This is a genomic window from Streptomyces sp. bgisy130, assembly GCF_057708345.1.
Genome location: NZ_JBYISA010000014.1, coordinates 69,125 through 80,611, shown reverse-complemented (window position 1 = coordinate 80,611; position 11,487 = coordinate 69,125). Strand labels below are relative to the sequence as shown.

General features: G+C 72.4%; 10 protein-coding genes. All 10 read left to right on the top strand.

Going from position 1 to position 11,487, the window contains the following annotated elements:
• Positions 1-140: 140 nt before the first annotated feature.
• The 10 genes from AC3EUV_RS20030 to AC3EUV_RS19985 all read left to right on the top strand — a co-directional run bounded on the left by AC3EUV_RS20030 (position 141) and on the right by AC3EUV_RS19985 (position 11,432).
• Entirely contained in the window at positions 141-623 is a 483-nt protein-coding gene (locus AC3EUV_RS20030; RefSeq protein WP_432142926.1) for a hypothetical protein, read from the top strand.
• A gap of 424 nt (positions 624-1,047) precedes the next feature.
• A complete protein-coding gene (locus AC3EUV_RS20025) occupies positions 1,048-2,163 on the top strand; it encodes an IPT/TIG domain-containing protein (protein WP_435603488.1) in 1,116 nt (371 codons plus the stop codon).
• 792 nt (positions 2,164-2,955) lie between these two features.
• The gene (locus AC3EUV_RS20020) at positions 2,956-3,534 is read left to right on the top strand and encodes an RNA polymerase sigma factor (protein ID WP_435603487.1); all 579 of its coding nucleotides are present in this window, start codon (positions 2,956-2,958) and stop codon (positions 3,532-3,534) included.
• Entirely contained in the window at positions 3,531-4,205 is a 675-nt protein-coding gene (locus AC3EUV_RS20015) for a hypothetical protein (RefSeq protein ID WP_435603486.1), read from the top strand. Before AC3EUV_RS20020 ends, AC3EUV_RS20015 begins: the two co-directional genes overlap by 4 nt.
• 91 nt (positions 4,206-4,296) lie before the next feature.
• Positions 4,297-4,458 carry a hypothetical protein gene (locus AC3EUV_RS20010; RefSeq protein WP_432142930.1) on the top strand — a complete coding sequence of 54 codons (162 nt, stop codon included), beginning with the start codon at positions 4,297-4,299 and terminating at the stop codon, positions 4,456-4,458.
• A 160-nt stretch (positions 4,459-4,618) separates the two neighbouring features.
• Positions 4,619-5,806, top strand: a complete 1,188-nt coding sequence (locus AC3EUV_RS20005; protein WP_435603525.1) for a cytochrome P450 family protein — start codon at positions 4,619-4,621, stop codon at positions 5,804-5,806.
• A 308-nt stretch (positions 5,807-6,114) separates the two neighbouring features.
• The gene (locus tag AC3EUV_RS20000) at positions 6,115-7,320 is read left to right on the top strand and encodes a Rieske 2Fe-2S domain-containing protein (protein ID WP_435603485.1); all 1,206 of its coding nucleotides are present in this window, start codon (positions 6,115-6,117) and stop codon (positions 7,318-7,320) included.
• Positions 7,321-7,524: 204 nt separating this feature from the next.
• Positions 7,525-7,902, top strand: coding sequence for a DUF2267 domain-containing protein (locus tag AC3EUV_RS19995; RefSeq protein WP_432142932.1), 378 nt, complete (start codon positions 7,525-7,527; stop codon positions 7,900-7,902).
• A gap of 411 nt (positions 7,903-8,313) precedes the next feature.
• Positions 8,314-9,585 carry an MFS transporter gene (locus AC3EUV_RS19990; protein WP_435603484.1) on the top strand — a complete coding sequence of 424 codons (1,272 nt, stop codon included), beginning with the start codon at positions 8,314-8,316 and terminating at the stop codon, positions 9,583-9,585.
• Complete coding sequence (locus tag AC3EUV_RS19985; RefSeq protein ID WP_435603483.1) at positions 9,582-11,432, top strand: S9 family peptidase; 1,851 nt, start codon at positions 9,582-9,584, stop codon at positions 11,430-11,432. The genes AC3EUV_RS19990 and AC3EUV_RS19985 overlap by 4 nt, the downstream gene beginning before the upstream one ends.
• The last annotated feature ends 55 nt before the right edge of the window (positions 11,433-11,487 follow it).

Genomic DNA, 11,487 nt, shown 5'->3' with positions numbered 1-11,487 from the left:
CCGGGCCCGGTTCGGGCGTGGGTGCGGGGCTTCACACCTTCTGTTGAAGGCCCTGATGTGCGGCCTCGGAACGACGGGAATTCAGCAGATCCTGCTCCGTGGTCGGGCGCACTGCGCGCCCACGACGGAAGGACACGGCTATGCGACGCACCATCGTCGGCACCTGCGCTGCTCTCGCGGCACTGGCCTTCGGGCTGGCCGGCCCCGCCACCGCCGCTCCGGTTCCGGTGACGGCGCTCAACTGCGATGGCGACACCTATCAGTGCACGGCCGGCCTCCGCTTCGGTGACAACAATTGGAAGGCGAGCTGGGGCGCGAACATCTTCCACCAGACACCCCGGTCCGCCTCTCTCGCGCCGGTACCGGTGACCGCGCTGAATTGTGACGGCGACACCGGAAAGTGCATCGCCAACCTGCAATTCGGTGACGGATACTGGCGGGCGAGCTGGTCCGCCACCATCTTCCACCAGGGGCTCCGCTCCGCCGACGGCACCCGGCTGGCGGCTCCGGTCCCGGCGAACAGCCTGAACTGTGACGGCAACATCGGCAGGTGTTCCGTCAATCTCCAGTACGGCGACGGCAATTGGAAAGCAAACTGGGCCGCCACCATCTACCACCTGTAAGCGGTCCTCCCCTCGGTGAGGGGGCGAGCAGCAGGATGGGAACGGGCCCGGGACGCGTGCGCTATCCGCCCCCGGGCCCGTGCGCGTACTTCAGCGGGTGGCCGTCCGTAAGGACTGTTCCGTACGCAGCGGCAGCAGCCGTATCCCCGCACGCCCGTCGCCCGCACCCACGGCGTGGAAAAAGGGGCGGCGGAATACCCGCGTACGCCGGACAAAGCTACGGGTGTGACGCTCATCTACGTATCGTAATTTTGATCGCCGAACGCATCATTGCCATCGCTTACACGCCTTCTTCCGATCCGTCGGGAACCCTACCGTCGCAGGCACCCGAACATTCGACGGCGGCAACCTCCGCTCCGCGAGGACCCGTTCACGAATCGACTCGTGAAAGGGGGACGGAGTGGCGGCTGCCCAGGGAGAAGTCATGTCCGACGTCATACAGCAGCAAGGAAATCCGCAGGCCCCGGGCTCCTGGCCCGGGGGGAACGGGGGAGCGGGGGACTGGCCCAGATATCCCAGACTCCACGACGCCATTCCGGACTCCGGACCGGCCGCCGGGGGAAACACCGTCCTGCTGACCGGGTCCGGCCTCCAGGGCACGAGTCTGGTCACCTTCGGCGGCGTCCCCGCCACCATCGTCACCCTGGACCCCTACGGCAACTCGGTCACCGTCCTCGCACCGGCACACCCCGCGGGCACCGTCCAGGTCGTCGCCACCACACCCAGGGGCACCTCCAACCCGGTGAGCTACACCTACACGGTCACCACACCGAGCGGCCCGACGGTCACCTCCCTCGTGCCCAACACCGGGTCCACCGCGGGCGGCACCGCGTTCGCCATCGTCGGCAGCAACCTCACCGGCGCGACGGTCACCTTCAACGGCGTCGCGGCCCTCGGCGTCTCCATCAACGCCGCGGGCACCGTGCTCACCGGCACCACACCGCCCGGCCCGGCCGGCAACGTCCCGGTCGTGGTCACCACACCGGCCGGGACCACCACCGTCGCCGGCGGATTCACCTACACGGCACCGCCGCCCGTCGCCGCATCGCTGTCGCCGTCGTCGGGCAGTGCCGCGGGTGGTACGGCGTTCGTGATCACGGGGAGCAATCTGAGCGGGGCGTCGGTGACGTTCAACGGGGTTGCGGCGACGGGGGTTTCGGTCAATGCGTCGGGTACGGCGCTGGTCGGCTTCACCCCGGCCGGCCCGCTCGGCAACGTCCCTGTCGTGGTCACCACGCCGGCGGGCAGCGCCACGGTCGCGGGCGGGTACACCTACACCCCGCCGCCCCCGCCCGTCGTCACGTCGCTGTTGCCGCCGTCGGGCAGTGCCGCGGGGGGTGCGACGTTCGTGATCACGGGGAGCGATCTGAGCGGGGCGTCGGTGACGTTCAACGGGGTTGCGGCGACGGGGGTTTCGGTCAATGCGTCGGGTACGGCGCTGGTCGGCTTCACCCCGGCCGGCCCGCTCGGCAACGTCCCCGTCGTGGTCACCACCCTGGGCGGCAGCACGCTCGTCGCCGGCGGCTACACCTACGTGTGAGCAGCCGCTTCCCCGGCGACGCCCAGGGAGCACCCGGGGCCCGGGGGAGTCCGCTGCCGCGATGACCCGGCGGGCAGTGCCACCGCGCCCGCGCCTCAGCAGGGATCGTCCCCTTCCGTCCCTGGCGAACCGCGGCCCGGGCGTGTTCCTCCGGCGTGTGGGTGACGGGTGACACGCCCGGGGTGGCACTCCGACGAGGTGAGGGCCTTCTGGCTCGGTGCGGATGACGGCATCCGCACCGGTGCCGGGAGGCCCTTGCGCGTGTGCGGGCGGCCGACGGCGGGCGGCGTGCGGCTGACGGGTGGCCGGCGCAGCTGCCCGCACCACCCGCACCGGAGTGTGATCCGCGCCACTTCCGCCACCGGTAATCCGTCAACGCCGCAGGTCAGAAGCTCAACGTGAGCGGGCGACTGCGGATGGTCATTTTTGGTCCACGGATCTGATTAACAATCACGGCTTCGCGAGCGGTCTAGGGGCAAGAGATGCGGTCTTCTCCGGCGTCATCCGGACGCTGGGGAGTTCACCGCGAACAGCGAAAGGAGAGGCAGTGGACCACCAGTGGCCCTGGGGCACGCCAGCCATGGGCGGCGCGGCCAGGACGATCCCGGCTGTGCTCCGCGCCCGTGCGCGCGAGAGCACCCACACCGCCTCGCGGACCTGCGGCCCGTCGGCCGGCAGCACGTTGTGTGACCCGGACCGTGGAAGCCGGTGCGGTGCGGAACGGGACCTTCAGGCGCAGGTCCACCCTGGTGCCGTCCGCCCGCCCGCGGCGGGACGAGGGATGGCCGCCCGGTGAGCGACTACGGAGACGGACAGCAGTTGCGCCCCGACCCGATGGACGGCCTCCGGGGCGACTTCACCGCCTTCTTCAAGGAGGCGCAGTACGGCTACCTCGGCTATGCGTACCAGCTGCTGCGCCACCGTCAGGACGCCGAGGACGTGGTGCAGATAGCCGGGATGAAGATCCATGCGAAATGGGACGAGTTCCAGTCGCACCCCAACTTCCGGGCCCTGTGCCTGCGCGTCCTGCGGGACGCCATCAAGGACTTCGTCCGCTCGCGTAACCGGGCGACCCGCCGCGAACGGGCCGCCGCCGTGGAAGCCGGGCTCCACCAGTCCTGCGTCGACCAGATTCTGCATCTGGGCACCTATGACGCCCTGGACCGCGCCATGGACGAACTGGCCCGGCGCGAGCCGGTGCAGGCGGACTGCGTCCGGCTCCGCGTGGCGCAGCTGAGCTATGAGGAGATCGCCGAGACCCTCGGCATCACCCCGGGCACGGCGCGCACCTACTACTCCCGCGGCCGCCAGCTCGCCAAGGAACTCGCGGCCTCCTATCTCCGGAACGATCAGGAAGGAGAACCGTCGTGACCATCGAAGACATTCTGCGGGCCGAAGCCGATGAGGTGGGAAGCGTACTGGCCGACCACGACCCGGAAGCCTTCACGCGCAGACTGGCCGAGCGGATCGCCGAGGCCGAGCGGCAGACACCCCCGGCGCGCCCGGTGCCCGAAGGGCGGCACGACCGCGGCCCGGCCCCGGCGCACCCCGGCCGGGCCCGGCCGCTGCCCAGACGTCCGCGGCCCCGGCCCGTCCCGAGCGCCACGGCGGGCCCGGAGGAGCTGCGCCGGCATCTGCACACCCTGTGCGAGTCGGTGCTGCGCGGCGGGCACATGGGGCGGCTGGAGAAGTTCGCCCGGGACTACGACGCGGCCGGCGCCCGTACCTTCGCGTGCCTGCTCTACTCCATCAACCGGCGTGAGGCGGCGGTCTTCTGGTGGCGGTTCGCCGCCGGCGCCGAGGACCAGCTCTCCGCCCACTGCCTGGCGATCCACCACGCGGCCGACGACAACCTCATCGACGCGCGCCTGTGGCGCACCATCGCCACCGCCCTGGGCTACTCACCGCGCCGGCATCTGCCCAACCCGGCCCCCGGCGCCCCGCTCCCGGACCCCGGCTGGCTGCTGTCGCGTTCCGGGCCCGAGCTCCAGCAGTTCGCCGAGCCGCAGGCCCCGCTGTCCGTGGGGTGTGCGGGGCACTGACCAGGCCGGCCGGACGAACCGGGCCCCGGCGGCGCGCCGCTGCCCGGAAGGGGCCGACACGTACCACCCACCACCGATCAAGGAGACGCCCATGAAGGATCATGCGGAGGCGCAGCAACCCCCGCCGCGTGTTCCCGCCGAGCCACCGCGCCCGTGGCTCAGGAAGTACGCCCGCTTCACCGCCGCCCATGCCATCGAGGGGGTGGCCGGGGCCGTCATCTCCGCTCTGCTGTTGTACCTCACCCAGCGGTAGACGGGACCGGACCTGGACGCCGCGTCTGCCGCCGGCCCAAGTGGGGCGGCGGCAGCCGCAGCCGCGGTTAGTGGCCCCGCCGCCGGGGATGGTTCCCCCGTACCCAGTCGTCCCGGGGCAAGGCCACGACGGACAGGAGGGCCGGATGACAACCGAACCGATGGAGACCGTTGAACTGGCGGCAATGGGCGAGGACTTCGTCCGCGACCCCTTCGAGGTGTACGCGCGGCTGCGCGAGCGAGGCCCGGTGCATCGGGTACGCCTCCCGGAGGGCACGGTCGTCTGGCTGGTCGTCGGCTACGAGGAGGTACGCGCGACGCTCAGCGACCCCCGGCTGTCGAAGGAGTGGCGGCATGCCTCGTCCGCGCAGCCGATGCAGCCGGTGTCCAGCGGCGTGTCGATGCTCCGCTCCAACGCGCCGCAACACACCCGGCTGCGCGGCCTGGTGGCCCGTGCCTTCACCGCGCGCCGGGTGGCGTCCCTCGCGCCGCGCGTCCAGGAGCTGACCGATGAACTTCTGACGGCGATGCTCGCCGCCCCCGACGGCCGCGCCGATCTCGTCGAGGCGCTCGCCTTCCCGCTCCCGATCACCGTCATCTGCGAGTTACTGGGTGTGCCCTTCCTGGAGCGGGACACCTTCCGTACCTGGACCGACATCCTGATGGTCGGCGCCCCCACGCAGCGGACCAAGGACGTCCTGACGGCCATGACCGGCTACCTCGACGACCTGGTGGAGACCAAGCGCGCCCACCCCGGCGACGACCTGCTGAGCGATCTGATCGCGGTGAGCGACGAGGGCGACCGGCTCAGCCATGAAGAACTCCTGGGCATGGCCCAGCTGTTACTGATCGCCGGCTACGAGACCACCGGCAATCTCATCGCCAACGGCGTGCTGGCGCTGCTCACCCACCCGGAGCAACTCGCCACGCTACGCGCCGATCTGTCGCTCATCGACGGCGCGGTCGAGGAGATGCTGCGCTACGACGGGCCGCTGGAGACCGCCACCTTCCGCTTCACCCTCGACCCGGTCGACATCGCGGGCACGGTGATCCCCGGCGGTGGCGAGGTCGTGCTCCCCGTGATCGCCGACTCCGGACGCGACCCGCTCCGCTTCGACGACCCCGGCCGGTTCGACATCACCCGCGACGCCCGCGGCCATGTCGCCTTCGGCCATGGCATCCACTTCTGCCTGGGCGCCCCGCTCGCCCGCCTGGAGGCCCGGATCGCGGTGCGCACCCTCCTGGAACGCTGCCCGAAGCTGGAGTTGGACGCCCACCCGGCCGATCTGCGCTGGCGGCTGGGCGCATTGCTCCGCGGCCCACGGCACCTCCCGGTCCGCTGGTCGTGACGGCCCGGCCCGGTCCGTCGACCGGGCCGCGTGTCGCACCCGCCCGACCCGCCGGACCACACCGGGGAGCCTTGGCCTGACAACCGCGGGTCAGGGCTCCGCCACGGCCGGGGAGTCGTGGCCGGGAGCCAAATGGCCCAGCCCCTGATCCGCCGGACGGGCGGCCGTCACCCTCCCGCGAGCCTGACTGCCGTCGTACCGGGGGAAACGCACAAGGTGATCCCGGAGAACCCCTACGGCGCGCTGCCCGCCGGATACCCGATGTTCTCCCGTTCCGTATCACTGACCCGCGTGCGAGGGAGAAACGTATGACCAAGGCTCAGCCCGCAAGGGACGGAACCACGGCGGCCGGGGTGGCCGGTGGCCCGGACCGGATGCGGGAATACCGTCCCGGAGCGACGGCCGACCTTCGGCGTACGGGAATCCATCCGAATTTCTGGTATCCGGTCGCGGTATCCGGAAGCGTGCCGAAGAACAAGACCTTTGCCACCGCGTTCGCGGGGGAGCGGATCGTGCTTTATCGCGGTGCGAGCGGCGCGGTCTTCGCGCTGGAGGACCGGTGCGCGCACCGTCAGGTGCCGCTGAGCCTGGGCGTCGTGGAAGGCGAGACGCTGCGCTGCTGCTATCACGCGTGGGCCTATCGCGGGAACGGCCGGATCTCGCAGATCCCGTACCTTCCCAAGGGGGTCGACCGGCCGCCGCGCGGGGTGCGTTCCTATCCGGTCCGCGAAGTGTACGGCCTGGTGTTCGTCTTCCCGGGCGATCCGGAGAAAGCGGCCACGACCCCGCTGCCCGAGCTGCCGGAATACGATTCCGCGAAGCACAGGACCATGGTGTTCTCGCGCACGGTGCACTGCCACTACTCGTTCATGCACGAAAACCTGCTGGATATGAACCACCAGTTCCTGCACCGCGGTGTCCTCGGCAAGATCCAGCCCAAGCTCCTCGGGTACGACACCGGTCCGGAATTCGTGGAGGCCCGTTATCTGTTCACTTCCGCCGGTGGGAAGAAGGACCGCGGCGCCGGTCTGCTGTCCGGCGAGGGCTTCGGCGGTGGCGAGTCGCCCGACGTGATCACCGTCCGCACCGCGTACCCGTATCAGACCCTCCAAGCGGTTCCCGAGAAGTCCGACCTCCCGTCCTTCTCCCTCTGGGCGGCCTACGTCCCGGAGGACGTGGAGCAGCGCACCAACCACGCCTATGGCCTGCTCATGATCGCCAAGCCGCCGATCCCGGGCGCCCTCCATCTCGCCTGGCCGCTCATCCGGCGCTTCACCGAGCGGGTGTTCGCCGAGGACCGGATGGCGGTCGAGGCCGAGCAGCGGGCCTGGGACGAGCAGGGCGAGGACTGGAACCAGGAGGTCTTCCCGCTGATCCTCGATGTCCGGGACGTGTTGCGCACCAACGGGGTCCCGATCCGTCCCGAGTCCGCCCTCTGCGGCGCCGCCGCCCTGTGCGACGGCTCGCCGCGGACCGGCGCCACCTCGGAGGCCGGCTCGCACCAGCTGGGGTGACCGGCCCGGCTCGTGGTGCCGGTGCGCCGGCTCGCGCAGCTGGCTGTCTGACCGGCATCACCGCAGGTCAGACGGCCCCAGTGGTGACGTTCGGTGGGTGCGCGGGTGCAGCCGGTGGTGGTCCGACGGTGGGCGGGGGATCGTGGCAAGGTGGTGGGTGAGGTGCCTCCCTCGCCCATCCCCCGATCCGATGTGGAGGCTCGCATGGACGACAAGGAGTTCTTCCGGGCAGTGGCGGACCGCGCGAGGCTCTCGCGGCAGGAAGGGGCCGATCTCACCCGCGCCACCCTCGAAACGCTCGCCCTGCGTCTGAGCGACGGCGAAGCCCGCGATCTGGCCCTCGAACTTCCCGAGCCGCTGCGTGTCTCGCTCAAGCGGGAGCGGCGGGAGATGGAGATCTTCGGGCCGGAGGAGTCGATCCGCAGGGTGCGAGCGCGCACCGGCCTGTCCGCGTCGGAGGCCGACCGTGGTGTACGGGCGGTCCTCGGCACGCTCCAAGAGGCCATCTCCCGCAAGGAGTTCGAGCACGCCATGTCGCAACTCGGCAAGGAGTACGCGGAGTTGGTGGGGACCACGCGCTGAGGCGGACGGCCACCCGTTCGGCGCAGCTCTCAAGGGGGTGAACCGGGCCGGTCCGGCCTGGTCCGCCTGCCCCGCCGTTCCGCTTGAAGGTCCTTCGCGCCCACACCTTGTGGCTCACGTCACTGTCTGGCTAAGCTCCGGCACGATTCAGGCACATTTCCTCCGCAAGTTGACCTATTGGTGAGGCGATCTTCACGATCTGCCCACACACGTGAGGTGGCTTCGCATGGAACGGTCAGCGGCATCCCCGGCAGACGGCGCACCGTACGACTTACCGCGCGTTGCCTCCTGGGCCGGGACGGCGGACGGCCCGACACGCGTCCGCACCGGCGGCCGCACGCACCGCCCGGCACGGACCCCGCACGGCGATGCCCACCGCGGCACCGCGAGACCGTCCCCGGGCCGTCCCTGATGACCGGGACCGCGCCGGCGGTGGCAACGGCCGCTCCGCTGCCCCACGTCCGCCGCGACATCCGGCTCTTCTGGTGGGCGGGCACCTGCGACGCCCTGGGCAGCCAGACATCCGGGCTGGTCCTGCCGCTGCTGCTGCTCACCCTCGGCCGGTCACCCGCCGAGGTCGGTGCCCTCGCCGGACTCTCCGCGGTCGCGACGCTGCTGCTCGGCCCGTTCGCCGCCGTCCCCGCCGACCGCGGGGCGCGCAAGCAGCTGATGGTGGGCTCCGCGCTGGTCTCCGCCGCCGCGATGGCCGGCGTCACCGTCGCCGTCGCGGCGGGCCCGGTCCCGCTGGCCGTGCTCATCGCCGCCGTGCTCGTCGAGCGGTGCGCGACCTCCTGTTACGAGGCCGCGGCGCTCGGCACCGTCGCCCTGGTGAGCCCGCCCGCGGAGCACCGGCGCGTCCTGTCCCGATTACAGGCGGGGGAGAGCGGCGCCCTGGTGCTCGGGCCCGCACTGGGCGGGCTCCTCTTTCAGGCCGAACGCTGGCTCCCGTTCCTCGTGGATGCCCTCTCCTACGCCGTCGCGGCAGGTTGTATCGGCGCCATCCGCGCGCCCCTCGCTCCGCCCCGTGAGCAGCAGTCCCCGGCCGCAGCGGTGCGCCCCGACCGGCGGTCCCGGGCCGCCGAAGCCGCAGCCGGACTGGCGCTGATCCGCCGCGAACCCTTCCTGCGGCTGGCGCTCCTGTGGATCTCGGCCGTCAACGCCCTGCTCGTCGCGCTGTATTACACGACGGTGTTCGCCCTTCAGCACGACGGCCGCGGCGCGGCACCGCTGGGCCTGGTCCTCGCGCTCGCCGGGGCGGCCGGCCTGGCCGGAGCGCTCGCCGCACCCCGGATTGCCGGCCGGCGCTCCGCGAGCCGGGTGCTGGTGGCGGTCTCCTGGCTGATGGTGCCGCCCGCCGCGGCCCTGGCGATGGCCCGCGACGCCTGGCACTTCGGCCTGCTCTTCGGTCTGCTGTGTCTGCTGACGCCGGTTGCCACGGTGGCGCTCCAGGCCCGGATCATCCAGGTCACCCCACCCGGACTCCAGGCCCGCACCGGGACCGTGCTGGCCACCGTGTCCGGCGCGACCGCGGCCGTGGCACCCGCCCTGGCCGGGCTGTCGGCCGACCGGGCCGGGGCCGCCGGCACCCTCATGGGCTGCGCCGCGCTGCTGGCCGTACTCGCGCTCCACACCACGTGCGTGGCACCGGCCCGCACCCGCCGCACCGGTTCGGAGCCCGCATGACCACGACCACGGCACACCTCACCGCACAGCCGCCGGCCGGCACCGGCTTCCGGGTCTACCACCCGGCGCTGCCCGAGGTCTGTCCGCGCGATCCGGCGCGGATGGCGCTGGCCGCGGACGCCGACGGCCGCTGCGAGATCTTCACCTGGAACGCCGCCACCGGCACCGCGCGCCAGGTCACCGACAGCCCGCACGGCACCCTGCACTGCGCCCTCGACGCCGACGCCCGGGTGTGGTGGTTCGCGGAGGACCGCCACGGCCAAGGACTGTGGTACTTCCAGGACTTCGAGGGCGGAGCGCGGCAGCCCGGCCTGACCGGCCTGCCGCCGGGCCGCCCGCACGGCCTCGCCGTCAGCGACGCCGGAACCGTGGCCCTCGGCCTCGGGGACGGCAGCGGAATGACCGTCCACGTCGGGAGGCCGGGCGGCCCGGCCCGGCAGGTGTGGACCGTCGACGGGCCTACGCTCCTGACGGGCATCTCGCCGTCGGGAGGGCTGCTGGCCCTGTCCGGGGCGGCCGGCTCCGACCGCGCGGTCACGCTCGTGACCTGCTCCGGGGCGGTGCTCGACCAGCTCTCCGGACACCACGGACGGCTCTGGGCGCTCGGCTTCGCACCGTCCCCGGCAGGCACCGAGCTGCTGCTGGTCCAGGAGCACGACGACCGCTACCGGCTGGCGACCTGGCGCCCCGGCAGCGGACTGCTGCCCCAGGATTGGTGCCGCTTCGACACCGAGATCACCGCGCGCTGGTACCCCGCGGGGCGCCGCGTCCTCATCCGCCAGGACCGCCACGGTCGTTCCACCCTCGCCGCGGCCGACCTCGACCGGCGCACCCTGACCCCGATACCGTCCCCGCCCGGCACCCTGCTCGACGCCGCCCCGCACCCGGGCGGCGATGTGCACTACCTCTGGACCGACAGCGCCACCCCGCCCCGGATGTGCTCCACCGCCGGCACCCGGCTCCCGGAGCTCGCCACCCTGCCCACCCCCGCGCCCGGCCGGCACCGCGAACTGTGGACCCCCGGCCCGGACGGGCCCGTGCACACCCTGCTCAGCGAACCGGAACCGGTCACCGGCCGCCGGCCCCCGCTGGTCTTCCTGGTGCACGGCGGCCCCGCCGACCACGACCGGGACGCCTACGACCCCGAGGTGCACTCCCTGGTCGCCTCCGGGTTCGCCGTCGCCCGGGTCAACTACCGCGGCTCCACCGGCTACGGCCCCCGCTGGCGCGCCGCGTACGGCGCGGGCGTCGGGCTCACTCAGGTCGCCGACCTCGTCGCGGTCCGCGCCGACCTGCTCCGCCGCGGCCTGGCCCGCGCGGACGCGATCGGCCTGTGGGGCACCTCCTGGGGCGGCTACTTGGCCCTGCTCGCCCTCGGCACCCGGCCCGACCTCTGGCAGTCGGGCGTCGCCGTCAAACCCGTCGCCGACTGCGCGGCGGCGTACCGCACCGGCACCCCCGCCCTGCGGGCCCTGGACGAGCGGCTGTTCGGCGGCTCGCCGGACACCGTGCCCGAGCGCTACGCGCGGAGCTCCCCCCTCCACTACGCCGCCGACGTCCGTGCGCCGCTGCTGGTGATCGCCGCCACCCTCGACACCAAATGCCCGCCCGGCCAGGTACGCAGCTACCTCGGCGCACTGCGGCGGGCCGGGGCGGCAGCCGAGTCGATGTGGCTGGAGACCGGCCACGACGGCTACACCGGCGCCCACCACGTGGCCGTACTGCACCGTGCGCTGGGCTTCCTGGACCAGCATCTGCGCCGCGTCCCCGCGGCCCACCGAACCCCCCGTCCCCCGGTGGACGGGGTCTCCGGAGACACCGGCCCGTCCGGGGCCCCCGGAGCGTAAGAACCGTTCCGCAACCGGCAGAAGAGGAGAAGCAGCCATGCAGAAGGACATCATC